Below are 23660 nucleotides of genomic sequence, written 5' to 3' on the forward strand. Positions count from 1 at the left end.
CGAACCGGAACTCACGACGGGGAGGGTTCCTGCGGTGTTGAGCTTCTTCGGGCGCGCATCGGTGTCCAAGGTGACGGCACCTATGGGGAAGGCGCTGGTCAAGACCGGTCTGACGCCGGACTCGGTGACGGTGATCGGCACGGTGGCAAGCGTCGCCGGTGCGGTGACGCTGTTTCCGTCCGGACATCTGTTCTGGGGAACCATGTTCATCTGGTTCTTCGTCATGTTCGACATGCTCGACGGCGCAATGGCTCGTGCTCGCGGCGGCGGAACGCGGTACGGGGCGGTACTGGACGCGACCTGCGACCGCGTCGCCGACGGCGCGATTTTTGCCGGCCTGGCCTGGTGGGCGGTCTACCACGAGAACAGCAAGTGGCTGCTCGTCGCGACGCTCATCTGCCTCGTCACCTCGCAGGTCATCTCGTACGCGAAGGCGCGCGCGGAGGCGAGCGGGCTGACTGCGGACGGCGGGTGGATCGAGCGCCCGGACCGACTGATCATCGTGTTGGTCGGATCCGGCCTGACGGGTATGGGTCTTCCGTGGGCAATCCACATCGCGATGTGGGTACTTGCCGCCGGAAGCATCGTGACGGTCTTCCAGCGAGTGCTCGCGGTGCGCAATTCCCCTGGCGCTCGGGAACTTCTGCCGATCGCCCCGGCCGCATCGACGGTCGAAGGTGCGCCGGACACGGACGGCGAGGCAGAGAAATGAGCTTTGCCGAGCGTGCAACAGATCTGGGATACGCCGCGGGTTGGCGTCTGGTGCGAAGCCTGCCGGAATCGGTGGCGGTCAAGCTGTTCGACGCCGGAGCGGATTTCGCGGTACGCAAGGGCGGACCCGAACAACTCAGGAAGAACCTCGCGAGAGTTCTGGGCACGACGCCGGAGCAAGTTCCGGATCAGTTGATCAAGGATTCGATGCGCTCGTACGCCCGGTATTGGCGTGAGGCGTTTCGTCTTCCGTCGATGGACCTGGTCGCGACAGGTAAGGCGCTGCATGCGCTGGTCGAGGGCCAAGAACATCTGGAAAAGGCAATGGCGGCAGGTCATGGCGCGGTATTGGCGTTGCCTCACAGCGGTAATTGGGACATGGCCGGCGTGTGGTGCGTTCAGCAGTGGGGCGGGTTGACCTCCGTTGCCGAGCGGCTCAAGCCCGAATCCCTGTACGAACGGTTCGTCGACTATCGCGAGAGTCTCGGCTTCGAGATCTTCCCGCTCAGCGGCGGGGAGCATCCTCCGTTCGTCGAACTCTCCAAGCATCTGCGTGAGAACAAGATCGTGTGCCTGTTGGGGGAGCGCGATCTGGCGAAGAAGGGTGTGCCCGTCACGTTCTTCGGAGAACCCACTCGCATGCCCGCCGGCCCGGCGAAGCTCGCGATCGACACCGGCGCGCCGCTGCTACCGGTCCACTGCTGGTTCACACCCGACGGATGGGGCTTCAAGATCGACCCGCCGATCGACGTATCCGGCGGAGTCGGCCCGGCCACGCAAGCACTTGCCGACCGTTTCGCGGTCAACATCGCAGCGCACCCCGCTGACTGGCACATGCTTCAACCGCTGTGGCGCTCGGACCTTTCCGAATCGCGGCTCGCCCGCATGGAGGGTGAATGAAAATCGGCATGATCTGCCCGTACTCCTTCGACGTCCCCGGCGGCGTCCAGGCGCACGTGGTGGATCTGGGCGAGGTGCTGATCGAACGTGGTCACAAAGTGAGTGTGCTTGCGCCGTCGTCCGATGACGACGAGTTGCCGGATTTTGTGGTTTCCGCAGGTAAAGCCGTCGCGATTCCCTACAACGGTTCTGTTGCGCGGTTGTCTTTCGGCCCGACGGCGAACAACCGCCTCCGCAAGTTCATCGCGGAAGGTGACTTCGACGTTCTACATATCCACGAACCCAATGCGCCGAGTCTGTCCATGCTCGCGTTGCGCATCGCGGAAGGCCCGATCGTCGCCACCTTCCACACGTCGACCACGAAGTCGTTGGTGCTGAGCACGTTTCAGGGTGTCTTGGCTCCGTATCTCGAGAAGATCAGCGGCCGGATCGCAGTCTCGGAGTTGGCGCGTCGTTGGCAGGTCGAGTCTCTCGGATCCGACGCGGTCGAGATCCCCAACGGCGTCGATGTCGCAGCGTTTGCCGAGGCCGATCTGTTGCCCGGCTACCCGCGCGAGGGCGGAACCATTCTGTTCCTCGGTCGCTACGACGAACCGCGCAAGGGGATGGCCGTCCTCCTCGGTGCGCTGCCGGAGTTGGTCGAGCGTCATCCGGACCTCGAAGTGATCGTGGTCGGACGCGGCGACGAGGAGAAACTCCGCAAAGAGGCGGGTAAGTACTTCAAGCATCTCCGCCTGCTCGGGCAGGTCAGTGACGAGGAGAAAGCGTCGGCGCTTCGCAGTGCGGACGTCTACTGCGCGCCCAATCTCGGCGGTGAGAGCTTCGGGATCGTGCTGGTCGAGGCCATGGCGGCTGGCACTGCCGTCGTGGCCAGTGAGTTGGACGCTTTTCGCCGTGTTCTTCGCGACGGTCAGGCCGGCTTGCTGGTCCCCATCGGGAACTCCGATGCCTTGGCCGAGGCAATCGATTCCGTTCTCGGTGACCCGGATCGACGACGCGCGCTGGTCAACACCGCGACAAGTGTTGTTGCCGAATACGACTGGCCGGTGGTGGCCGAACAGATCCTGCGTGTCTACGAGACCGTCACGGTTGGCGGCACCGGCGTACGCGTGGTGGGTTCATGACCTTCTCCGCTCTGACAATCTTCATTCTCGGGCTCGTCGCTGCCGTCGTCCTGGTCGTCGGACTGTGGGCGTACGGGACGGCGAACCGACTCGATCGACTGCATGTGCGTTCGGATCAGTCGTGGTTGGCGCTCGATGCGGCTCTGTCCCGTCGTGCCGCGGTTGTCCGCGCGGCGGCTGTGGACATGAGCGCCGACGACGCCCGCAGATTCGTCACCTTGGCGGACGCCGCCGAACGTGCGGATCGTCAGGATCGCGAGCTTGCCGAGAACCGGCTGTCCAATGCTCTCGCTGCCTACGGCACGACGTCGCTGCGACCTCAACTGGTGGCCGAGTTGGCCGATGCCGAGGCGAGGGTCCTGATCGCTCGGCGGTTCCACAACGACGCGGTGCGCGACACTCTCGCGTTGCGTACGCGTCGACTTGTTCGCTGGCTGCACCTCGGGGGAACGGCACCGCTACCTCAGTACTTCGAGATATCGGAGCGCACGACCGCGGCGGCGGTGCCCGAGGGCATCACCGTGGATACGTCACGGACCTCTGCCCGCGTGGTGATGCTGGACGAGGACGATCGGGTGCTGCTGTTGCGCGGCCACGATCCCAAGATCCCGAACACTTACTTCTGGTTCACCGTCGGCGGAGGGCTCGAACGGGGCGAACACCTACGGGCGGCTGCCGTTCGTGAGATCGAGGAGGAGACCGGATTCGTCGTGGCTCCGGAGAATCTGCGAGGTCCGCTCTGGCGGCGTGTGGCGATTTTCCCGTTCGACGGTGAGCTGATCCGTTCGGAAGAGCTGTTCTTCGCTACGCGCACTCACGGCTTCGAGCCGGTCTTCCAAGGCCACACCGAATTGGAGCAGCGTGCCATCACCGGCCATCGCTGGTGCAGCGCCGACGAGATCCGCCAATTGGCCAAGTCCGGTGAGCCGGTCTACCCGTTGGATCTGGCAAACCTCCTGGTGGAAGCGGCGACGATCGCGGACGGTACCGAGGATCCGGAAGTGCGTTCCATCCGCTGATCTTTCGGTCGTTCAGTGCTCGCGGGCAGTCTAAGGCCAGCAATGGCAAATTGGATACGGAATCGAAGGCCGGTTAGTCCTAGAGTTCTGGCCAGAGGCCTCCGAGCGAATGAACTCGTGTGTTCGCCGTGCCTCGTTTCTTTTGTCACGCCACTACTGCAGGAGTTTGCTGTGAGCACCCCCGACTCTGCCCCCACCACCGCCATCGGCACCGCCCGCGTCAAGCGCGGCATGGCTGAAATGCTCAAGGGCGGTGTGATCATGGACGTGGTCACCGCTGAGCAGGCCAAGATCGCCGAAGACGCCGGCGCCGTCGCCGTCATGGCACTCGAGCGGGTCCCCGCAGACATTCGCGCACAGGGCGGCGTCTCGCGCATGAGTGACCCGGACATGATCGACAGCATCATCTCCACCGTCAGCATCCCCGTCATGGCGAAGGCACGCATCGGTCACTTCGTCGAAGCGCAGATCCTGCAGAGCCTCGGCGTCGACTACATCGACGAGTCCGAGGTCCTGACCCCGGCCGACTACGCCAACCACATCGACAAGTGGAAGTTCACCGCTCCCTTCGTCTGTGGCGCCACCAACCTCGGTGAAGCGCTCCGTCGCATCAACGAAGGCGCGGCCATGATCCGCTCAAAGGGTGAAGCAGGCACCGGAGACGTCTCCAACGCCACCACCCACATGCGCACCATCCGAGGCGAGATCCGCCGGTTGACCTCGCTGAGCGAGGACGAACTGTACGTAGCCGCCAAGGAACTGCAGGCCCCGTACGAACTGGTCGTCGAGGTCGCCAAGGCCGGCAAGCTGCCTGTCACCATGTTCACCGCGGGCGGCATCGCGACCCCGGCAGACGCTGCCATGATGATGCAGCTCGGCGCCGAGGGCGTGTTCGTCGGATCGGGCATCTTCAAGTCCGGCAACCCGAAGCAGCGCGCCGAGGCCATCGTCAAGGCCACCACGTTCTACGACGACCCGGACGTGCTCGCCAAGGTCTCGCGCGGACTCGGCGAGGCAATGGTCGGTATCAACGTCGACGACCTGCCTGTCGGACACCGCCTCGCAGAGCGCGGTTGGTGACAGCAGGTTCGACGACCGGGCCCAGTGCCTGAAAGTCCTCACAGACGAAGGGGCGGCGGTTGCGTTGGCAACCGCCGCCCCTTCGGGGTGTGGCAGACCGATCAGATGCTGTCCGATACCTCGAACACGAACTCGACCTCGACGGCACTGTTTCGGGGTAGTTCGGCGACGCCGATCGCTGAGCGGGCGTGTTGTCCAGCCGAACCGAAGATCTCGGCCAGCAGGTCGGACGCACCGTTGATCACCTGGGGTTGCTGCGAAAATCCCGATCCGGAAGCAACAAATCCAACGACCTTGACGACCCGAACGATGCGATCGAGCCCGACTAAGGCATCGACTGCCGCGAGTCCGTTGAGAGTGCACAACCGCGCCGCCTGGGCGGCGTCTTCGACGGAGACGCCCTCGCCCAACTTACCGATGCACGTCGTAGTGCCGTCGACGAGCGGCAATTGCCCCGACGTGTAGACGTATGACCCCGTCTGAACGGCGGGGAGGTATGAGCCTGCGGGGGTGGCAACAGGCGGGAGGGTCAGGTCGAGTGCGGCGAGTCGTGCGGTCCAGGTACTTGCGTCGTTCATCGGTTCCTCAATGGGTTCTTTTGTCCGGGAATGGTGTTCGAGTCTGCCATCGGGAGTCTCGGCAAGTCCAAGTCGTATTTGCGCCCACCCCATCACTTTTGGTGATATTGGCCGTGGATTTTCGGTCAATCGGGATTGTTCGGACTGATTCCTGGAAATCATGGATATCGAACGTATATTCGAATAATGTTGAGGAATGTTCGATGACGGAGTAGGAAGTTCGGGTACCGCAGCGCAGCTGTCCGGTGCTGAATCCGACTGCGCCCTCATCGATCTCATCGCCGATCTGCATGCGCGCGAATCGATGCTCGTGGAACGGAAACTGGCTGCCATTGCCGAGTTTTTCGAGCGTCGCAGCGCTGACCACACTGATAACGGTGCTTGGTCGTCTACCGCTCACGAACTGGCTGAGGCCGAGCTCGGCGCGGCATTGACCATGGGCCGTGCCGCAGCGGGAAAGTTGATCGGTCTCGGCTTTTCTCTCAAGACTCGCCTCCATCGCACGCGTGCCGCCATGGCGCGCGGAGAACTGGATCTGTATCGAGTCGGATTGATCGACTCCGCTACGGCCAACGTAGCCGACGATTTGATCGACGAGGTGGAACGGCAACTCCTCGAGAAGATCTCGGCGCCACCGATGCCTGGCGGTACCGGCTTGACGGGTCGCCGATTGACAGCGGCTATCGACCGGATCGTCGCCGTGGTGGATCCCGAGGGGATACGCGAACGTCGACGCCGCGCCCTGGCTGATCGGTTCGTGGGTGTGAGCGCTGCCGAGGACGGAATGGCGCGGATATTGGGGAGTATTCCGGCGGAGGAAGCACGGGCTTTCGACCGTCGGTTGCGGGAGTTGGCAATGTCGGTGTGTCGACACGATTCCCGTAAGTACGAGCAACGACGAGCTGACGCATTGGGAGCGTTGGTATCCGGGTAGACGATTCTGCCGTGCGATTGCGGCCGGGACGAGTGCCCACAAGATCGAAGCGGGATTGTGGTGGTGCGTCGGCCGTTGGTTCACGTGGTCATGCTGGAATCAACGCTTCAGGGCGGTGACGTACCAGGTGCAGACGAACCCGCTCACCTCGACGGTTATGGAGTGATCAGTGCAGAGCATGCGCGTGACATCGCCGCGGGTGCGCTGATTCGGAAGGTGAAGGTACCAGCCGATGCCGCGCTCGAGTCTTCCGGTGAGGGCGAGCCAGTACCTCCGCCCGTTGTTCCTTCGGCGTCGGTCTACCGCCCCGGCGCTGTCCTCGACACCTGGGTGCGGGTGATCGCAGGAAGCTGCCAGTGGTTGCACTGCGATGTCGCTGCATGGAATTCAGATCTTGATCACACTGAGCCCTTTGATCATCGCGATCCCACTTGTGGTGGAAAGACCGTGGCGTCGAATCTGAGTGCGTATTGTCGAAACCATCACCGCCTCAAGCATTCCGGTCAGTGGTTGCATATCTCGAACCCGGACCGGAGTGTCATGCTGACCTCGCCGACCGGACATTGCTACCGAACGAGGCCGTCAGGTCTGCTGGCGGGAATGCTCGAGCCTGTACTGCCCGAGGGTGGTCGGCGTCGGCGCACACGTCTGGAAAACAAAGCCGCTCGTGTGCGGGGTGAACGCCGGCGGCAGCGGTTACGAATGCACCTCCGAATGAAGAAGAAGGCCCGGAGGAGGACCTTCGACGGCGGAGACGATCCACCGCCATTCTGAGTCGATGCGCCCCGTCGCTCAGTGTTTTCGGATGCCCACTTTGGTGGCCGGGGGTGCGTCAGGCATTGTGTGAAGGTCGGTAGACGTCGGTACACGGGAAGATGTGGAGCATCGATGGCGAGGATCGAAGAAATTCTGGAGTTGGAACGCCTCGAGCGGGACATCTTTCGAGGAATCATCGCGGAGACCACCCTGACCCGCACTTTCGGCGGCCAGGTCGCCGGACAGGCATTGGTGTCGGCGGTACGCACGGTCGATCCGGCCTACTCGGTTCATTCGTTGCACGGATATTTCCTGCGTCCGGGAAATCCGATGGAGCCGACGGTTTTTCTGGTTGATCGTGTTCGGGACGGTCGATCGTTCGCGACCCGCTTGGTCACCGGAATTCAAGACGGGCAAGCCATTTTCACGATGTCGGCGTCCTTCCACGTCCAAGACGAAGGCATCGAGCACCAGGACGAGATGCCACCCGTTCCTGATCCCGAGACCTTGGCCATCGCCCAGGATTCGGAGGATCCCGAGACTGCGTGGCTGGCGCGTGAGTGGTCCGATTGGGACCTTCGAATGGTGCCGAAGGCCGACATCGACAAACGTCCGGGCGCTGCCGCGCAGCAGCAAGTGTGGTTTCGTTCCCGCGAGGCACTCCCGGACGACCCGGTATTTCACGTGTGCACGCTTGCCTACATGAGCGACATGACGCTGCTCGGATCTTCCCGCGGCCCCCACATGGACGTGGCCATGCAAAGCGCTTCGCTCGATCACGCCATGTGGTTCCTGCGGCCGTTCCGCGCCGACGAGTGGCTGTTGTACGACCAGACGTCGCCGTCAGCGGGCTTCGGTCGCGCACTGACGCAGGGACGAATCTTCGACAGCCGAGGAAATATGGTTGCTGCAGTCGTCCAGGAGGGTCTGACCAGGCTGTATCGCCCGAAGTGAGGTCGGCCGACGTGAGATCAATCGCAGTGAGACCTTCACTGGCGAGACCGCACCGCAGGCCGGGCCGGATGGTCGTATCTGACCTCGAAATCGACCTCCTCGGACACTTCTGATCGGTGTTCGAGGAGTGCCTCGACGGTCCACAGATCTGCCTCCGGTGTGTGCCGCCGCATGGCAGGTTCGCTCATGTCCAGGCGGACGCTGACGTCGAACTCCAGCCCGCGCCCGAGCAACATCGGACCGGCGATCACGATGACCGCGCGCTCATGGACGGGGATACGGGTCGAACGAGCCGATCGATCGGTGGGTTCGTCCCAGAGTTTCGGCAAGAACGCCCGTTTGGTGCGGGCTGCGGTGATCACTTCACGATCGAGTGCCGGATAGTCGAACCAGATAGTGCGGTAACTCAGCGCATCCTCGTGGCCGAACTCGTATCGCAGCGAAGCCGGCCGTACGTAGTCGTGCAGTGACACAACAGCACTCGGCCTGTCGCGCGACTCGAGGGCGGTGCCAACCAGATCCGCGAGCCGAGACGGCTGTGCACAATCAGGTCCGTCGATCGCTACTACCGCCACCGACGGAAACGATCCGCTAAGCGTTGCAATCTGCTCGGCCAAGGCGAGGGGACTGGACGGGATGAATGTACTCACGCCCACCATGGTGCCGTGCCCGCTCGCCGAGGCGATATTGTGAACCGTCATCGCGCCCAGTGCGGCGGTCTATGTTTTCGGAGGACTCATGGTTGGTATCGAGGAGATCCTCGCGCTCGAACACCTGGAGAAGGACATCTTCCGTGGTGCGGTCCATCCCACCGCACTTCAACGGACGTTCGGCGGGCAGGTTGCCGGGCAGTCGTTGGTTTCTGCCGTGAGCACCGTTGACGAGAGCTACCACGTGCACTCGTTGCACGGATATTTCCTGCGCCCGGGCAATCCGAAGATTCCGACGGTCTACCTGGTGGACCGCATCCGCGACGGGCGCTCGTTCTGCACCCGCCGGGTGAATGCAGTTCAGGACGGCAAGACGATCTTCACGATGTCGGCCTCGTTCCACGTCGACGACGAAGGTATCGAGCACCAGGACCGGATGCCCTCCGTTCCGGCGCCGGAGGACTTGCCGGACGCGCAGACCGTTCCGAAGTTGGCTGAATCGCAGTTCTATCAGGAGTGGAAGAACTGGGACATCAGAATTGTGCCCGCTGAGCAGAGCGCGTCAGCGCCGGATCTCGCTGCGCAACAACGCGTGTGGATGCGCTACCGCGAGGCTCTGCCGGATCGTCCGCTGCTGCACATCTGCACCCTCGCGTACCTCAGTGACATGACCCTGCTCGGAACTTCCAAAGTCCCGCACCGCGGCGTGAAGACGCAGACTGCTTCGCTCGATCACGCGATGTGGTTCCTGCGTCCGTTCCGGGCCGACGAGTGGTTGCTCTACGACCAGACGTCGCCGTCGGCAGGTTTTGGTCGCGCGCTCACTCAGGGGCGTATCTACGATCGCGATGGCAACATGGTGGCAGCGGTGGTTCAGGAGGGTTTGACGCGTCTCGAACGCGAACCCGACAGCCATGAGAGCAAGAACAGCCGTGAGAACAAGACAGGAACTGTGTGATGACGCGTCCGTTGATCGGTGTACTCGCCCTCCAAGGTGATGTTCGCGAACACCTTGCCGCACTCGATGATTCGGGAGCGGATGCGGTGGGTATCCGGCGCCCGGAGGAACTCGACAAGGTCGACGGCATCGTGATCCCCGGTGGCGAATCCACCACGATGAGCCGGCTTCTGCAGGTATTCGAGCTGCTGGAACCGCTTCGTGAGCGACTCCGCGGCGGGCTGCCGGCCTACGGATCGTGTGCGGGCATGATTCTGCTCGCCAGCGAGGTACTAGACACCCGGCCGGACGCCGAGCATCTCGGCGCCATCGACATGACGGTGCGCCGCAACGCTTTCGGTCGGCAGGTCGATTCTTTCGAGTCCGACCTGGAGTTCGAGGGCATCATCGGTGATCCCATTCGCGCCGTCTTCATCCGCGCGCCGTGGGTGGAGCGAGTTGGGCCGGGCGTTGAGGTCCTTGCGCAGGTTCCCGCCGCCGCGGGGGAGGCCGCAGGCCGGATCGTCGCGGTTCGGCAGGGCTCGGTGATCGCCACTTCTTTCCATCCCGAGGTTACCGGGGACCGTCGAGTGCACGAGATGTTCGTCGATCTGGTTCGCGGATAACTGGAGTAGTCAGCCTCGGCCGAACCTACAGCTCCAGTTCGCGGGCAAGGATCGCCGCCTGGACGCGTGAGGTGAGGTGCAACTTCGACAGAACTCGCGACACGTGCGACTTCACCGTCGGAGCACCGACTCCGAGTTCACGCGACAGTTCGGCGTTGGACAGACCCGTCCCCAACAGCGCGAGCACCTCGCGTTCACGGTCGGTGAGCTCGTTCAATCCCAGCGGTTCGGTGGGTTTGGGTGCGCGCTGCACGAACTCGCCGATCAGGACACGCGCCGCGCGAGGAGCGAGCACTGCATCTCCGGCCGCGACATTGCGGATAGCGCGGGTCAGTTCGTCCGCGGTCGCAGTCTTGAGCAGGAATCCCGACGCACCGGCGCGCAGGGCCGCGAAGACGTATTCGTCGAGATCGAAGGTGGTCAACACCAATACGTGGCTTCGGGTCGTTCCGACGATCTGACGTGTCGCTTCGATGCCGTCGGTGCCTGGCATCCGGACGTCCATGAGTACGACGTCGGGTTGATGCGTGCGGGTGACGGTGATCGCCGACGCTCCGTCACCGGCTTCTGCAACGACATCGATGTCGTCGTGCTGCCGCAGGATCATCGCGAGTCCGGACCGGATCGCGGCGTGGTCGTCGACCAGGGCGACGGTGATCACTGATCCGTTCCGTTCGGCGCGGGGACCGGTAGCTGTGCGCATACCGTCCATTCTCCGTCGACCGGAAGTGCGTCGAGTGAACCGCCCAGCAGTTCGGCGCGGTGACGCATGTTTGCAAGTCCGTGCGTTCCCGCCCGAAAACTGGATGTGTCGCGACCGACGGGGTTTCGGATCTCGATCTGTAATGCATTGTGCTGGAGAGAGATCGACATCGAGATCGGTGCACCAGGCGCATGCTTGAGTGCGTTGGTCAACGCTTCCTGGGTGATCCGATACGCCGTGTGATCGACCACGCTCGGCAGGTCGGCAGCATCGACGTCGATCGCAACGTGCACAGTGCCGCCGGCTGCCCGAACTGCGTCCAGGACGACGGGCAACTCGGTCAGCCGCGGGGGAGAGGAACGCGGGTCCGGGGTCTCGTCGTCCCCGGCGTGGAGCAGTTCGATCATCGAGCGCATCTCGGAAAGGCCCGCGAGACTGCTCGATCTGATCGCCCCGATCATCTCCCGCAAGCCGTCGTCTGGTTCGCCCCGTTCACCGGAGAGAGCTGAGGTGGACAGTGCCGCCTCCGAGTGGATGGCGATGGCGGAGAGGTGGCTTGCGATCACGTCGTGCAGATCGCGCGCCATGGTCGCGCGTTCGTGAGCGACCGCGGCCTCGCGGTCCAGAGCGGCGAGTGCTTCGTGGACTCTGGAACGCTCGCGTTCGGCCTCGGTCAGTTCGACTTGTCGACGGATGACCAGTGCCCACCACACCGGCGTACCGAAGAACAGAGCGGTCACGACGCCCGCCCCAGCCGCAGCGCGGACGTCCTGGGTGGACAGGTAGACGAGTGCGGTGAGCGCGGCAACCGTCACCGCGGTCAGAGAACACACCACTCGGCCCAGCCGCGCCGTCCCGTACAGAACTGCGGCGTAGGTGAGATCCGAGAGGACCAGCCACATCGGCAGAGTCGGGCCAAGGGCGGCGTCGACCGCGACGATGACGGCCCCCGCCGCCAAGGCCGTTGCCGGACGCACCCGCCGGAACGAGTCGATCGCACACAGCAGAGCCAGCATCCCGATCCGAACCCCGGCGGGAACGTCGGCGACACCTCCGACATCTGTCCACATTTGGTACAGGCCGACCAGGTAGAGGAGTACCCCGATCGCGAACAGGCCGAAGGCGATGAGCGGATCGTTCCACTTGCCGACACTCCGACTTCTGGTCACCACAGACTTATCAGAGCACATCGGGGCGCCTGACTTGTCATACCAAATGATGAGGTCGGCGTTGTTCCGATGGCTGATGTGCGGATTCGAGAGAGAAGACAGGCTCGACGTATGAAGATTCGTTTCGAGTTGATGATCGGCATTCTCTTGGTCGTCGGTGGCGGCTGTCTGTGGCTGTTCGCGCGTGACGCCGAGTTCTTCTGGTTTCGCGGCGGACCACTCGGCGTGATCCTCGCGATCATCGGTGCCTTCGACATCGTGAATGCAGTCCGAACGCGGGAGGCAGCGATACCCGAGCGCCGAAACGACTGACGTGGAACTCGTCCTGCTCACCACGCTGGGCGGGCTCGCCCTGCTGGACAGTACGAGCATCGGAACATTGGTCGTCCCGGTCTGGATGTTGTTGATGCCGGGACGACCGCAGGTTCGCAGGCTGCTGACGTATCTGGTGGTCATCACGACGTTCTATTTTGTTGTCGGGGTGGCCGTCTGGACGACGGCACGGGTAGGCATGCCAGTCGTCGCCCCGCTACTCGACACCCCCGCCGCCCGCGTTGCGCAGTTGATTCTCGGTATCGCGTTGTTCGCGTGGAGCTTTCGATTCGATTCCGAGAAGAGACGCACATCCGGTCAGGCCGATCGAACCCATGTTTGGCGAGAGCGGGTGCTCGGCTCGGCCAGTTCCGCGAGAAGTGTTGTACTTCTGGCGATTGCTGCCGGAACCGCCGAATTGGTGACGATGCTGCCCTACTTGGCGGCGATCGCGATGATCACCGCTGCTGGGCTGTCCTCATTCACGTCTGCGTCGATACTTGCCGGATACTGCCTGATCATGGCCACTCCGGCAGTCCTTCTGTTGTGTGGGCGGATCGTGGCCGGCGACCGACTGGACAAGCCGCTGCGCGGGGTGGATTCGTTCATCTCACGCCACGGCGACAGCGCGATGGGTTGGGTGTTCGGCATTGCCGGCTTCTACCTCGCCGGCAATGCCGCTGCCGTGTTGTTCGTGAATTGACGTTGTTCGTGAATCAACCAGCCTGAACCAACGAATTGATCAGCTTCACACCGTCTTCCGGGTGATCGACGGTCACGGCGAACAGTCGTCCGTTCTCGAGAGTGACCACGATGGCCTCACCCGAGCGGAGAGTGACGGCTGTTCCGCGCGGTGTCATTCGGTAACCCCATCCGCCCCATTCGGCCGGACGTATCGCGTCGACCGATGCGGACTTCACCTTCGAGATGGGGATCTTCTTCCATTGAACGCCCCAGGAACTGATGCCGACACCGTGACGGTCGACGCGCACGGTGACCGACGCGAATGCTGTGACGGCGAGGGTGGACACACCCAGGATCACGGCAACCCACCAATCCGAGTACGCGGCAGTCGCGATCACGAGAACTACGAGGCCGGCGGTAACGATCCACGGCCAGACGCTGCGGACCTGCCCGACCCACACTGCACGTTCGGAGGCCGTCAGCGGAGTGTCGAGCGTCGGGGTCGGCAGTGGCGACTCCGGGCCGCTTCGTTGCGGGTCAGGCAGCGCGTATGCCAGAACTCCTACGAGTACCGCCGCGATCGGCGCAAGAATCCACCAGCCGATACGCGCGGCTTCCGGCGACCCGGCGTCGATCGTCAGGGCGACGCTCAGAATCCAGATCGTCGCCAGTGTCGCACTCGAGATCGAGGTTACGGCGAGAAACAAGGGCGCGTTGTCGCTCGAACGGGCCGCGACGACACAGGCGCAAACGACAGCCACCAGAGAAATCACCAGCGCGATGGCGAAAAACGTCGTCGTGGTGCTGAAGCCGTCCGGGGTCGATCCGGACCAATGGCTCGCGACGGTCTCGGGTAGGCGGTCACCCCACGCGAAGCGTGCGAGAACCAGGATCAGGGTCGGGATCAGAGTCAGCGAAGCTGCTGTCCAGAGTCGGATCTTGCTGGTCGTCATTGTGTGCTGGTCTCCTTGATGAGGTCGAGCATGTGCGCAGTGTCGAGTCCGAGATTTCGGGCCTGCCGTACGAACTCGCGCGCAGATTCGTTGAGAGCTGTTCTTCCCGAGTCGAATTCGGCGCGAATGACGGCGCCACGTCCGCGTCGGAGGTCGATCAGGCCTTCGTCGCGGAGTGTTGCGTACGCACGAAGAACCGTGTGGAGATTGACGTCGATCGACTCGGCGAGAGCGCGAGCGGACGGCAGGCGGTCACCTGGTCCGATCTCACCGCGGATGACCGAGCCACGAACCCCGGCTGCAATCTGCTCCGCGAGTGGAGTTGTGGAGGCGTGATCTATTCGGACCAACATGTTTGCATTCTATGCAAACAATGCGCGGTTTGACTAATTCGTGTCGGGGGATGCAGCGAGTTGTGACGTGGGACGGGTAACATCGGCAGAGCTGAAAGACGCGCATTCGGCGTGCGCAACGCAGCAGGAAAGGGGCTTGAATCGCATGAGCGGCCACTCAAAATGGGCCACCACCAAGCACAAGAAGGCTGTGATCGACGCACGTCGTGGCAAATCCTTCGCGAAGCTGATCAAGAACATCGAGGTGGCGGCACGAACCGGCGGTGGCGATCCCACGGGCAACCCCACCTTGTACGACGCCATCCAGAAGGCGAAGAAGACGTCTGTTCCCAATGACAACATCGAGCGTGCGCGCAAGCGCGGCGCCGGTGAAGAAGCGGGCGGCGCAGACTGGCAGACCATCATGTACGAGGGCTACGGACCCAACGGCGTCGCCGTTCTGATCGAGTGCCTCACCGACAACCGCAACCGCGCAGCCGGTGAAGTTCGCACCGCGATGACCCGTAACGGTGGCAACCTCGCTGACCCGGGTTCCGTCTCCTACCTGTTTGCTCGCAAGGGTGTCGTCACGCTCGAGAAGAACGGCCAGTCGGAGGACGACGTCCTGATGGCTGTGCTCGACGCCGGTGCCGAGGAAGTCACCGATCTCGGTGAAACCTTCGAAATCGTCAGTGAGCCACAGGATCTGGTTGCCGTACGGTCGGCACTTCAGGAAGCCGGCATCGACTACGACTCCGCTGAAGCCGATTTCCGCGCTTCCGTCGAGGTTCCCTTGGATGTCGACGGCGCACGCAAGATCTTCAAGCTCGTCGACGCGCTCGAAGATTCTGACGACGTGCAGAACGTCTACACCAACATCGATCTTTCCGACGAGGTTCTCGCGGCTCTCGAAGACTGATTGTTTTTCAACTCAACCCGGTCCTGACGTCCGCGTCCGGGCCGGGTTGCGTGTTGATGCGGGGTAGTAGTCCCGCGCACCGCTAAGCTATCGAACAGCTGTTCGGTATGGAGAGGTGTGACAAGTGCGCGTGCTCGGAGTGGACCCAGGCTTGACTCGCTGCGGGTTGGGAGTGGTCGACGGGAGTAACGGCAGGAAAGTGCGCCCCATTGCGGTCGACGTGGTGCGGACTCCGGCCGAGATGGACCTCGGTTCTCGGCTTCTGCGGATCTCCGATGCGGCTGAACTGTGGATCGAGCAGTACAAGCCGGAGGTGGTCGCGATCGAGCGCGTGTTCGCGCAGCACAACGTCAGTACCGCGATGGGGACGGCGCAAGCAGGCGGAGTTGTCGCGCTCGCTGCCGCCAGACGCGGCATTCCGGTGTGTTTCCACACGCCCAGCGAGGTGAAGGCCGCCGTCACCGGCAGCGGTAACGCCGACAAGGCGCAGGTCACTGCGATGGTGACGCGAATTCTGAATTTGAAGACGGCGCCGAAACCTGCTGACGCTGCCGACGCTCTGGCGCTGGCGATCTGTCACTGCTGGCGAGCACCGATGATCGAGCGGATGGCCCGCGCCGAGGCGATGGCCGCTGAACAAATGCGTAAGTATCAGGCAAAATTGGCCGAGACGAAGAAGGCAGGTTCACGATGATCGCGTCGGTACGCGGCGAGGTACTCGATATTGCGCTCGATCACGCGGTCATCGAAGCATCAGGTGTCGGCTATCGGGTCAATGCCACCCCGGTGACTCTCGGTGCGCTGCACCGGGGAAGCGAAGCGCGACTGTTCACGACGATGATCGTTCGCGAAGACTCGATGACGCTGTACGGTTTTTCCGATACCGAGTCGAAGGACCTGTTCAGCCTCCTGCAGACGGTTTCCGGAGTCGGACCGCGCCTGGCGATGGCAACTCTCGCAGTTCTCGAACCGGACGCGCTGCGGCGGGCGCTCTCGGAAGGCAACCTGACGGCGTTGACGAGGGTGCCCGGTATCGGAAAACGCGGCGCCGAGCGCATGGTTGTCGAACTGCGTGACAAGGTCGACGCCGTCGCGACGACGGCCGGCGCGGCGTCCGGCGTCGTCGTCGGCAGCTCGATCCGTGATCAGATCGTCGAGGCTCTCGAAGGTCTGGGCTTCCCGATCAAGCAGGCTGAGCAGGCCACGGATTCGGTTCTGGCGGAATCGCCCGAGGCCACCACGTCGGTCGCACTGCGTTCCGCTCTGTCGCTGCTCGGTAAGACTCGATGAACTTCGACCCGATCGACGATTTCGACGACGAGTCGCAGGTCTCTGCCGAATTGGTGGCGGGAGACGGTGATGTCGAAGCGAGTCTGCGCCCCAAGAGTCTCGACGACTTCATCGGTCAACCTCGTGTTCGCGAACAACTGCAGCTCGTGCTCACCGGAGCAAAACTTCGTGGCAGCACGCCTGATCACATCCTGATGTCCGGTCCCCCCGGGCTCGGCAAGACGTCGATGGCGATGATCATCGCGGGGGAGTTGGGCTCTTCTCTGCGGTTGACGTCCGGACCGGCGCTCGAACGCGCCGGAGACCTGGCTGCGATGCTGAGCAACCTCGTCGAGGGCGACGTGTTGTTCATCGACGAGATTCACCGAATCGCTCGACCGGCCGAGGAGATGTTGTACCTGGCCATGGAAGACTTCCGTGTCGACGTCGTCGTCGGTAAGGGGCCGGGCGCCACGTCGATTCCTCTGGAGGTTGCACCGTTCACGCTGGTCGGTGCGACTACGCGGTCGGGTGCGCTGACCGGTCCGTTGCGCGACCGCTTCGGGTTCACCGCTCACATGGATTTCTACGAACCCGAAGAGCTGCAACAGATTCTGATGCGTTCGGCCGGAATTCTGGGCGTCGATCTCGAAGTCGATGCCGGTGCCGAAATCGCACGACGCTCGCGGGGGACACCGCGTATCGCGAACCGATTGCTGCGCCGGGTTCGCGACTTCGCCGAGGTGCGCGCCGACGGAATCGTCACCATGGACGTCGCTCAGGCGGCCTTGGCCGTCTACGACGTGGACCAGTTGGGCTTGGACCGTCTCGACCGTTCGGTACTGAGTGCTTTGGTGCGTTCGTTCGGCGGCGGGCCCGTCGGCGTGTCGACGCTTGCGGTGGCCGTCGGCGAGGAACCGTCGACGGTGGAAGAAGTGTGCGAGCCGTTCCTGGTCCGGGCCGGAATGATCGCCCGGACGCCGCGAGGACGTGTGGCTACCGCCGCTGCTTGGACTCAACTCGGAATGACACCGCCGCCGGATGCCGCAGCGGGCGGTATCGAGGTTCGTGTCAACGAACCGCAGGCCACGTTGTTCGATCCGAACGGCGAGTGAATTTCGACTGGAAAGGCCTACTTGAACGGCCGATCTGTCAGGAATCCTCAGCAACTAATGGCACACTGGTGTATTGCGTAGGTCCATCCGGGACCATCGCGGCGTAAAACGTGCAACACAACCGAGGTTGATCAACACATGTCGAGTTTGCTTTTCCCCCTCTTGATCCTCGCACTGCTGGTGCCCATGTTCCTGGGCATGCGCAAGCAGAAGAAGGCCTTGGCCGCGACTTCCGAGATGCAGGACTCGCTGCAGGTCGGCGATCGGGTGCAGACCACGGCCGGGCTCTACGCCACGATCGCTTCCCTGGACGACGACACCGTGGACCTCGAGATCGCGGACGGTGTCATCACCACCTGGTCGCGTCTGGTCATCCGTGAGCGCGTCGTCGAGACGACCGAGACCGACGAGTACGACGACGACTCGATTTCCGAGATCGAAGAGTCTGCTGCCGACACCGAAATCCGGCTCACCAAGGAGTCCTGACTTCGTCGAACTGGTACGTGTTCTAGAGTTGTGAACTCGGACACACGTCCAGATCGGTTTGTCCGCTCTTACACCAGCAGCTCAGTTCGCCCCGTTGATCAATCGTTGCAGTTCGAACGCCGCAGCTCGGGTGGTCGTCGACCACCCGAGCCGTGCACTTACTGAAGCTCTGCACCTACCGAGGAGACTTAAAGATCGTGGCACCTTCCACCGGAACGGTGCATCCGGTCCGCTACCTGGCCCTTTTCGGGGTCCTGGTAGTGGCACTGTATGCCCTGGTGTTCTTCACTGGAGACAAGTCGGCCACGCCGAAGCTCGGCATCGACCTGCAGGGTGGAACGCGCGTCACGTTGACCGCTCGTACCCCGGACGGCAGCGCTCCCAGTCAGGACAGTCTCAAGCAGGCTCAGGAAATCATCGAGACCCGCGTCAACGGTCTCGGCGTTTCCGGTTCCGAGGTCGTTGTCGACGGTGACAACCTCGTCATCACCGTTCCCGGCGACGACAGTGCGCAGGCTCGCTCGCTCGGCCAGACCGCTCGTCTGTACATCCGCCCGGTGACGGGTTCGATCGACGTCGCCACCCGTGACGCGAATCGGACAGCTACGCCTGAGGCGCCGGCGGCCGAAACTCCGGCCACTGATGCACCGGCCCCCGAAGCACCCGCTGACGGGACGCAGACGCCGCAGAACCGTCCGTTCCTGGCTCAGGACCCGACTACTCCCGAGGCAACGCCCGCGCCGCAGACAACGACTCCGGCCCCCACCGGGGACGCGCCGAGCGACGGCACCGACGAAGGCGACGCAGCAGCAGCGGAAATCGCCGCAGCGCGCGCCCTCCGGCAGAGCAGCGATCCGACAGTGCAGCAGCAAGCAGTGGCGAACCTCGACTGCTCCGTCGCGGATCCGCTCCGTGGAAACGACGACCCGACCCTGCCGCTGGTCGCGTGCTCGCAAGACGGACTGAACATCTATCTCCTCGGTCCTTCGATCATCGACGGCCAGGAGATTGCCGACGCGTCTTCGGTCTTCAACTCGCAGCAGTCGCGCCACGAGATCAGCCTCTCGTTCAAGACGACCGGCAGCAACACCTGGGCCGAGTTCACTTCAGCCAACATCGGCAAGCAGGCAGCGTTCACGCTCGACTCGAAGGTCGTCAGCGCTCCCACGATTCAAGGTGCAACGCCTGCGGGTAGCGCCACCTCGATCACGGGCAGTTTCACTGCCGAGAGTGCCAAAGAACTTGCCAACACACTGAAGTACGGTTCGCTTCCGCTCTCGTTCGCAGCCTCTGAGGCCGAGACGGTCTCGGCCACGCTCGGCCTGGCCTCACTGCAGGCGGCATTGATCGCCGGCGCGGTCGGTCTCGTTCTCGTTCTGCTGTACTGCCTCGTCTACTACCGCATGCTCGGCGTCCTGACGGCGTTGTCGCTGATTCTCTCCGGAGTCATGGTCTACGCGATCATGGTTCTGCTCGGCAGATACATCGGCTTCACGCTCGACTTGGCCGGCATGGCTGGTCTGATCATCGGTATCGGTATGACCGCCGACTCGTTCGTCGTGTTCTTCGAACGCATCAAGGACGAAATGCGTGAGGGCCGTAGCTTCCGCTCGGCGGTGCCACGCGGTTGGGCAAGAGCACGCCGAACAATTCTTTCCGGCAACGCGGTGAGCTTCATCGCCGCTGCAGTTCTGTACGTGCTGGCGGTCGGACAGGTGCGAGGCTTCGCCTTCACCTTGGGTCTGACGACCATTCTCGACGTGATTGTCGTGTTCCTCGTGACGTGGCCACTGGTCAGCATGGCGTCCCGTTCGGCGTTCTGGTCCAAGCCCAGCGTCAACGGTCTCGGCGCAGTGCAAGAGGTTGCCCGCGAACGTAAGGTTGCCGCCGCTGCGTCGGCTAAGGAGACACGAGCATGAGCGAGTCCAACAACTCCCCGGTGGGGTCCACCAACAGTTCCGCCGCCGAGTCCGCCGATGCGGCGGCCCGGTCGGAGATCACTGACTCAGGCGTCGATCAGGGCGCGATGCCCAAGCACAGCTGGCTCTCGCGGTTGTACACCGGAACGGGTGCGTTCGAGGTCGTCGGCAAGCGTCGCTTCTACTACGGACTGACCGGCGCTCTGGTCGCCATTGCGCTGCTGAGCATCATCCTGCGCGGCTTCACCTTCGGTATCGATTTCGAAGGCGGATCACGCATTCAGTTCCCGGCCGAGGGCGGAGTCGAGACGTCGGCGGTGGAAACCGTCTACTCCGACACACTCGGGTTCGAACCGGTCAGCGTGCAGACAGTCGGCTCGGGTGCCAGCGCAACCGTGCAGATCCGGTCGGAGACGTTGAACGCGACGCAGATCAACGATCTTCAGTCGGCTCTCTTCGACGAGTTCCAGCCCAAGGACAAGAACGGGAACCCGTCGGCGCAAGCCATCAGTTTTGCGGACGTGAGTGAAACCTGGGGCGGCCAGATCACCAAGAAGGCGCTGATCGCGCTGATTGTGTTCCTGGTGATCGTGAGTATCTACATCGCCATCCGCTTCGAGCGGGACATGGCGGTAGCTGCGATCGTTGCGTTGTTCTTCGACATCATCGTCACTGCCGGCGTCTACTCGCTCGTCGGTTTCGAGGTGACGCCCGCGACGGTGATCGGTTTGCTTACCATTCTCGGCTTCTCGCTGTACGACACCGTGGTGGTGTTCGACAAGGTCGAAGAGAACACCCGCGGTGTTCTGCATCTGACGCGCCGGACGTACGGCGAGCAGGCCAACCTCGCGGTGAATCAGACCTTGATGCGATCGATCAACACGACCGTCATCAGTGTGCTCCCGGTGATCGCTCTGATGGTCGTCGCGGTCTGGATGCTCGGCGTCGGCACACTCAAGGACCTTGCGCTCGTTCAGCTCGTCGGCATCATCGTGGGTGCGTACTCCTCGATCTTCTTCGCGACGCCGCTCCTGGTGTCGATGAAGGAACGCTGGGGACCCGTTGCCGCGCACACTCGTAAGGTGCTCTCGCGCCGGGCTACGCTGGCCGAGAAGGGTACGCAGACGGTTGCCGTCGGCGCACCAGTTGCACGCCGTGCGCCGGTTGCTCCGCAGCCGGGTGCGCGGCCGACCGGAAAGCGAAACAAGAAGGGGCACTGAACATGCTCCCAAGAACACGCACACTGGTTCGATCGATGACGTTCGTTGCGGCCACCGCTGTGGCTGCGGGTTCGTTGGCGGCCTGCTCGGAAAGCGCCGAGCAGGTTCCGTCCATCGGATATGCCATCGACAACTCCATCTCCACGTACAACGCCAACACGACAGCTGGATCGGTGTCCGGGGCGATGGCCGCGTTCGGCCGGGTGCTTCCCGGCTTCACGTTCACCGGCCCGGCCGGAGCACCTGTCTCCGACACCGACATCGGAACGGCGTCTGAGTTGCCCGGTGACGTGCTCACGGTCTCGTACAAGCTCAATCCGGCGTCCGTGTACTCCGACGGGATTCCGATGTCCTGTGACGATCTCGTCCTCACCTGGGCGGCGTCGAGTGGCAAGTTCACCGAAGACGTCGATGGTGCCGCGAAGCCCATGTTCGACACGGCGAACAATCTCGGATACGCGGACATCGACCGGATCGACTGCCAGAGCGGGGCGAAGGACGCGACGGTGTTCTTCAAACCCGGGCGATCGTTCACCGATTGGCGGTCGTTGTTCGGTGCGACTGCGTTGATGCCTTCACACGTCGTGACGCAGCGCACGGGTGTCAGCGACGTGGTGAGCGCGGTGAATGCCGGTGACACCGAAGCGTTGTCGAAGATCGCGGACTTCTGGAACACCGGGTGGAACCTGACTCCAGGTCAGGTGGACACCTCCGTACTGCCCTCCGCTGGTCCGTATCGAATCGACTCGTACAGTACCGACGACGGCCTGGTGCTGGTCGCGAACGAGCGGTGGTGGGGCAACAAGCCGGCGACCGATCGCATCGTCGTCTGGCCACGTGGTGTGAATCTGACCGAGGATCTCGACAAGAACTCGATCGAGGTCGTCGACGTCGCTTCCGGCTCGGCTGGCGAACTCGGTACTCCGTCCGGGTTCGACGTCCAACAGATTCCGTCGCGGTCGATCGAGCAGTTCGTTCTCGCGACCTCTGGTTCGCTGGGCGACGAAGCCGCCCGTCGAGCGTTCGCGCATTGTGTTCCGCGTACGACTTTGTTCGAGAAGTTCGGGCAGACGGAGAATGCGCCGCAGGCGGGTTTGGGTTCCGGCGTGGTCGATTCGCGACTGATGGCGCCGGATTCACTCGTTTACAGCGACGCCGCTGCGGTCGACGGTGATCGGTACGCCAATGCCGACATCGAGGCTGCGAAGACGTCGTTGTCGGAAGCCGACCTCGACCAGTTGACCGTCCGGGTCGGGTACCTCGCACCGGACCCGGTGCGGGCGCAGATCGTCTCCGAAGCGAAAGCCGCGTGTGCTCCGGCGGGAATCACGGTCGAGGACGCAAGTAGCGACAGCTTCGATCCCGCGAGTCTGCAGAGTGGGGGAGTCGACGCCGTGCTCTCCGGCATGGCAGGCAAAGTCGGCGCAGGCGGAACAGCGAGCATGATCGACGCGCGCGGAGCGCTGCGATCGGGCAACGGCGCAAACCTCGGTACGTACGGAAATGCCAGGATCGATCAGATCATCGATCAGTTGAACGTGGATGCGAGCACGAGTGCGCAATTGGGACTCTCGGTGGAGGCGGAGAACATCCTGTGGACCCAGGTGCCTACGATTCCACTGTTCAATCAACTACGAACTGTCGCTGTAGCTCCAGGCATGTCGGCAGTGTTGGTCAATCCGACTCGGGCCGCTACCGGCTGGAACATGGACAGATGGGTACTACGCAGATGAGCGTCTCGAATGGTGTTGCCTTGCACACGACTGAAGAATTGATCGCAATCCACCGGGCTGCCGGGGACGCCGTTGTTCGGCTGACCCGCTGGGCGGACAACTTTCCCGGTCCCGGTGTTCGGTTCGCCGATCTGACTCCGGTGTTCGCCGACGCCGAGGGGTTCGGGGCCGTGCTCGATGCCCTTGTCGCCTGTGCTCCGGACGCCGACACGATCGCCGCCGTCGATGCTCGCGGTTTCCTGCTCGGTGCCGGTGCGGCCGCGAAGATGGGTGCGGGAGTCGTTGCCGTGCGGAAGGTCGGCAAACTGCCGCCGCCGGTGCTCTCTCGTTCGTACAGCCTCGAGTACGGATCCTCGACTCTCGAGATTCCCGCAAACGGCTTCGATCTCACCGGGCGGAATGTTCTGGTGATCGACGACGTTCTGGCTACCGGAGGGACACTCGAGGCGGCGGTACAGTTGGTCGAGTTGGGTGGAGCGAACGTCGTCGGCGTCGCAGTGGTGCTCGAGATCGAGGAACTGCGCGGTCGAGATCGCTTCTTGAAGTACCCACTGACATCACTGGTGAAGGTCTGAGT

General features: G+C 63.1%; 27 protein-coding genes. 21 read left to right on the top strand and 6 right to left on the bottom strand.

Features of this window, described 5'->3' with window-relative positions; all coding sequences use genetic code 11:
* Positions 1-34: 34 nt before the first annotated feature.
* The 5 genes from pgsA to pdxS all read left to right on the top strand — a co-directional run bounded on the left by pgsA (position 35) and on the right by pdxS (position 4834).
* A complete protein-coding gene (gene pgsA, locus AOT96_RS24670) occupies positions 35-712 on the top strand; it encodes a phosphatidylinositol phosphate synthase (protein ID WP_007732918.1) in 678 nt (225 codons plus the stop codon).
* Positions 709-1611: a phosphatidylinositol mannoside acyltransferase gene (locus AOT96_RS24675; RefSeq protein WP_030536867.1), complete on the top strand. Its 903-nt coding sequence runs from the start codon at positions 709-711 to the stop codon at positions 1609-1611. The genes pgsA and AOT96_RS24675 overlap by 4 nt, the downstream gene beginning before the upstream one ends.
* Positions 1608-2735, top strand: a complete 1128-nt coding sequence (locus AOT96_RS24680) for a glycosyltransferase family 4 protein (RefSeq protein WP_065352432.1) — start codon at positions 1608-1610, stop codon at positions 2733-2735. The genes AOT96_RS24675 and AOT96_RS24680 overlap by 4 nt, the downstream gene beginning before the upstream one ends.
* Complete coding sequence (locus AOT96_RS24685; protein ID WP_042919908.1) at positions 2732-3754, top strand: NUDIX hydrolase; 1023 nt, start codon at positions 2732-2734, stop codon at positions 3752-3754. Before AOT96_RS24680 ends, AOT96_RS24685 begins: the two co-directional genes overlap by 4 nt.
* Before the next feature lie 171 nt (positions 3755-3925).
* Complete coding sequence (pdxS, locus tag AOT96_RS24690; protein ID WP_003943338.1) at positions 3926-4834, top strand: pyridoxal 5'-phosphate synthase lyase subunit PdxS; 909 nt, start codon at positions 3926-3928, stop codon at positions 4832-4834.
* Between the two features lie 101 nt (positions 4835-4935).
* Here pdxS and AOT96_RS24695 read toward each other — a convergent pair whose 3' ends face one another.
* Entirely contained in the window at positions 4936-5412 is a 477-nt protein-coding gene (locus AOT96_RS24695; protein WP_050656607.1) for a RidA family protein, read from the bottom strand.
* Between the two features lie 196 nt (positions 5413-5608).
* Between AOT96_RS24695 and AOT96_RS36615 the strand changes: the two genes are divergently transcribed.
* The 3 genes from AOT96_RS36615 (at position 5609) to AOT96_RS24705 (ending at position 8056) form a co-directional block, all read left to right on the top strand.
* Entirely contained in the window at positions 5609-6346 is a 738-nt protein-coding gene (locus AOT96_RS36615) for a DUF222 domain-containing protein (protein ID WP_231917329.1), read from the top strand.
* A 63-nt stretch (positions 6347-6409) separates the two neighbouring features.
* Complete coding sequence (locus AOT96_RS36620; protein WP_231917337.1) at positions 6410-7120, top strand: HNH endonuclease signature motif containing protein; 711 nt, start codon at positions 6410-6412, stop codon at positions 7118-7120.
* Between the two features lie 114 nt (positions 7121-7234).
* Positions 7235-8056, top strand: coding sequence for an acyl-CoA thioesterase (locus AOT96_RS24705; protein WP_003943337.1), 822 nt, complete (start codon positions 7235-7237; stop codon positions 8054-8056).
* Between the two features lie 35 nt (positions 8057-8091).
* Here AOT96_RS24705 and AOT96_RS24710 read toward each other — a convergent pair whose 3' ends face one another.
* Positions 8092-8715: a hypothetical protein gene (locus AOT96_RS24710; RefSeq protein ID WP_065352934.1), complete on the bottom strand. Its 624-nt coding sequence runs from the start codon at positions 8713-8715 to the stop codon at positions 8092-8094.
* Between the two features lie 79 nt (positions 8716-8794).
* Here AOT96_RS24710 and tesB point away from each other — a divergent pair, with 79 nt between their 5' ends.
* Both tesB and pdxT read left to right on the top strand, forming a co-directional pair.
* Complete coding sequence (tesB, locus tag AOT96_RS24715) at positions 8795-9664, top strand: acyl-CoA thioesterase II (protein WP_007732935.1); 870 nt, start codon at positions 8795-8797, stop codon at positions 9662-9664.
* Positions 9664-10269 carry a pyridoxal 5'-phosphate synthase glutaminase subunit PdxT gene (gene pdxT, locus AOT96_RS24720; RefSeq protein ID WP_007732937.1) on the top strand — a complete coding sequence of 202 codons (606 nt, stop codon included), beginning with the start codon at positions 9664-9666 and terminating at the stop codon, positions 10267-10269. The genes tesB and pdxT overlap by 1 nt, the downstream gene beginning before the upstream one ends.
* 25 nt (positions 10270-10294) lie before the next feature.
* Here pdxT and AOT96_RS24725 read toward each other — a convergent pair whose 3' ends face one another.
* Positions 10295-10972, bottom strand: a complete 678-nt coding sequence (locus AOT96_RS24725; RefSeq protein WP_065352433.1) for a response regulator — start codon at positions 10970-10972, stop codon at positions 10295-10297.
* On the bottom strand, positions 10927-12141 hold the full coding sequence (locus tag AOT96_RS24730) for a sensor histidine kinase (RefSeq protein WP_231917339.1): 1215 nt from the start codon (positions 12139-12141) through the stop codon (positions 10927-10929). Before AOT96_RS24730 ends, AOT96_RS24725 begins: the two co-directional genes overlap by 46 nt.
* Positions 12142-12252: 111 nt before the next feature.
* Between AOT96_RS24730 and AOT96_RS24735 the strand changes: the two genes are divergently transcribed.
* Both AOT96_RS24735 and AOT96_RS24740 read left to right on the top strand, forming a co-directional pair.
* On the top strand, positions 12253-12453 hold the full coding sequence (locus AOT96_RS24735; RefSeq protein ID WP_047269316.1) for a hypothetical protein: 201 nt from the start codon (positions 12253-12255) through the stop codon (positions 12451-12453).
* 1 nt (position 12454) lies between these two features.
* Positions 12455-13156 carry a GAP family protein gene (locus tag AOT96_RS24740; RefSeq protein ID WP_065352435.1) on the top strand — a complete coding sequence of 234 codons (702 nt, stop codon included), beginning with the start codon at positions 12455-12457 and terminating at the stop codon, positions 13154-13156.
* A gap of 13 nt (positions 13157-13169) precedes the next feature.
* Here the strand turns inward: AOT96_RS24740 and AOT96_RS24745 are convergent, their stop codons facing one another.
* Positions 13170-14090 (bottom strand): hypothetical protein, encoded by a 921-nt coding sequence (locus AOT96_RS24745; protein WP_065352436.1) that lies wholly within the window; start codon positions 14088-14090, stop codon positions 13170-13172.
* Positions 14087-14443 (bottom strand): GntR family transcriptional regulator, encoded by a 357-nt coding sequence (locus tag AOT96_RS24750; protein ID WP_003943322.1) that lies wholly within the window; start codon positions 14441-14443, stop codon positions 14087-14089. The genes AOT96_RS24745 and AOT96_RS24750 overlap by 4 nt, the downstream gene beginning before the upstream one ends.
* 145 nt (positions 14444-14588) lie before the next feature.
* Between AOT96_RS24750 and AOT96_RS24755 the strand changes: the two genes are divergently transcribed.
* The 9 genes from AOT96_RS24755 (at position 14589) to AOT96_RS24795 (ending at position 23658) form a co-directional block, all read left to right on the top strand.
* A complete protein-coding gene (locus AOT96_RS24755; protein WP_007732951.1) occupies positions 14589-15341 on the top strand; it encodes a YebC/PmpR family DNA-binding transcriptional regulator in 753 nt (250 codons plus the stop codon).
* Positions 15342-15465: 124 nt separating this feature from the next.
* On the top strand, positions 15466-16035 hold the full coding sequence (gene ruvC, locus AOT96_RS24760) for a crossover junction endodeoxyribonuclease RuvC (protein ID WP_003943325.1): 570 nt from the start codon (positions 15466-15468) through the stop codon (positions 16033-16035).
* Complete coding sequence (gene ruvA / locus AOT96_RS24765; protein WP_007732953.1) at positions 16032-16631, top strand: Holliday junction branch migration protein RuvA; 600 nt, start codon at positions 16032-16034, stop codon at positions 16629-16631. The genes ruvC and ruvA overlap by 4 nt, the downstream gene beginning before the upstream one ends.
* The gene (gene ruvB / locus AOT96_RS24770; RefSeq protein ID WP_003943304.1) at positions 16628-17725 is read left to right on the top strand and encodes a Holliday junction branch migration DNA helicase RuvB; all 1098 of its coding nucleotides are present in this window, start codon (positions 16628-16630) and stop codon (positions 17723-17725) included. Before ruvA ends, ruvB begins: the two co-directional genes overlap by 4 nt.
* A gap of 138 nt (positions 17726-17863) precedes the next feature.
* Positions 17864-18211 carry a preprotein translocase subunit YajC gene (gene yajC, locus AOT96_RS24775; RefSeq protein ID WP_003943339.1) on the top strand — a complete coding sequence of 116 codons (348 nt, stop codon included), beginning with the start codon at positions 17864-17866 and terminating at the stop codon, positions 18209-18211.
* A gap of 197 nt (positions 18212-18408) precedes the next feature.
* Positions 18409-20130: a protein translocase subunit SecD gene (gene secD / locus AOT96_RS24780; RefSeq protein WP_007732956.1), complete on the top strand. Its 1722-nt coding sequence runs from the start codon at positions 18409-18411 to the stop codon at positions 20128-20130.
* On the top strand, positions 20127-21350 hold the full coding sequence (gene secF / locus AOT96_RS24785) for a protein translocase subunit SecF (RefSeq protein WP_007732958.1): 1224 nt from the start codon (positions 20127-20129) through the stop codon (positions 21348-21350). Before secD ends, secF begins: the two co-directional genes overlap by 4 nt.
* 2 nt (positions 21351-21352) lie before the next feature.
* Positions 21353-23083 carry an ABC transporter substrate-binding protein gene (locus tag AOT96_RS24790; RefSeq protein ID WP_065352437.1) on the top strand — a complete coding sequence of 577 codons (1731 nt, stop codon included), beginning with the start codon at positions 21353-21355 and terminating at the stop codon, positions 23081-23083.
* Complete coding sequence (locus AOT96_RS24795; protein WP_007732962.1) at positions 23080-23658, top strand: adenine phosphoribosyltransferase; 579 nt, start codon at positions 23080-23082, stop codon at positions 23656-23658. The genes AOT96_RS24790 and AOT96_RS24795 overlap by 4 nt, the downstream gene beginning before the upstream one ends.
* The last annotated feature ends 2 nt before the right edge of the window (positions 23659-23660 follow it).

The sequence above is a fragment of the Rhodococcus sp. 008 genome (assembly GCF_001682295.1).
Classification (GTDB): Bacteria; Actinomycetota; Actinomycetes; order Mycobacteriales; family Mycobacteriaceae; genus Rhodococcus_F; species Rhodococcus_F qingshengii.

Excerpts from the sequence above, each read along its gene's own strand:
- AOT96_RS24675 (WP_030536867.1), top strand. The coding sequence starts at position 709 with ATGAGCTTTGCCGAGCGTGCAACAGATCTGGGATACGCCGCGGGTTGG.
- AOT96_RS24680 (WP_065352432.1), top strand. The coding sequence starts at position 1,608 with ATGAAAATCGGCATGATCTGCCCGTACTCCTTCGACGTCCCCGGCGGC.
- AOT96_RS24685 (WP_042919908.1), top strand. The coding sequence starts at position 2,732 with ATGACCTTCTCCGCTCTGACAATCTTCATTCTCGGGCTCGTCGCTGCC.
- AOT96_RS24695 (WP_050656607.1), bottom strand. The coding sequence starts at position 5,412 with ATGAACGACGCAAGTACCTGGACCGCACGACTCGCCGCACTCGACCTG.
- AOT96_RS36615 (WP_231917329.1), top strand. The coding sequence starts at position 5,609 with ATGTTCGATGACGGAGTAGGAAGTTCGGGTACCGCAGCGCAGCTGTCC.
- AOT96_RS24705 (WP_003943337.1), top strand. The coding sequence starts at position 7,235 with ATGGCGAGGATCGAAGAAATTCTGGAGTTGGAACGCCTCGAGCGGGAC.
- AOT96_RS24710 (WP_065352934.1), bottom strand. The coding sequence starts at position 8,715 with ATGGTGGGCGTGAGTACATTCATCCCGTCCAGTCCCCTCGCCTTGGCC.
- tesB (WP_007732935.1), top strand. The coding sequence starts at position 8,795 with ATGGTTGGTATCGAGGAGATCCTCGCGCTCGAACACCTGGAGAAGGAC.
- pdxT (WP_007732937.1), top strand. The coding sequence starts at position 9,664 with ATGACGCGTCCGTTGATCGGTGTACTCGCCCTCCAAGGTGATGTTCGC.
- AOT96_RS24725 (WP_065352433.1), bottom strand. The coding sequence starts at position 10,972 with ATGCGCACAGCTACCGGTCCCCGCGCCGAACGGAACGGATCAGTGATC.
- AOT96_RS24735 (WP_047269316.1), top strand. The coding sequence starts at position 12,253 with ATGAAGATTCGTTTCGAGTTGATGATCGGCATTCTCTTGGTCGTCGGT.
- AOT96_RS24745 (WP_065352436.1), bottom strand. The coding sequence starts at position 14,090 with ATGACGACCAGCAAGATCCGACTCTGGACAGCAGCTTCGCTGACTCTG.
- AOT96_RS24750 (WP_003943322.1), bottom strand. The coding sequence starts at position 14,443 with ATGTTGGTCCGAATAGATCACGCCTCCACAACTCCACTCGCGGAGCAG.
- AOT96_RS24755 (WP_007732951.1), top strand. The coding sequence starts at position 14,589 with ATGAGCGGCCACTCAAAATGGGCCACCACCAAGCACAAGAAGGCTGTG.
- ruvA (WP_007732953.1), top strand. The coding sequence starts at position 16,032 with ATGATCGCGTCGGTACGCGGCGAGGTACTCGATATTGCGCTCGATCAC.
- ruvB (WP_003943304.1), top strand. The coding sequence starts at position 16,628 with ATGAACTTCGACCCGATCGACGATTTCGACGACGAGTCGCAGGTCTCT.
- yajC (WP_003943339.1), top strand. The coding sequence starts at position 17,864 with ATGTCGAGTTTGCTTTTCCCCCTCTTGATCCTCGCACTGCTGGTGCCC.
- secF (WP_007732958.1), top strand. The coding sequence starts at position 20,127 with ATGAGCGAGTCCAACAACTCCCCGGTGGGGTCCACCAACAGTTCCGCC.
- AOT96_RS24790 (WP_065352437.1), top strand. The coding sequence starts at position 21,353 with ATGCTCCCAAGAACACGCACACTGGTTCGATCGATGACGTTCGTTGCG.
- AOT96_RS24795 (WP_007732962.1), top strand. The coding sequence starts at position 23,080 with ATGAGCGTCTCGAATGGTGTTGCCTTGCACACGACTGAAGAATTGATC.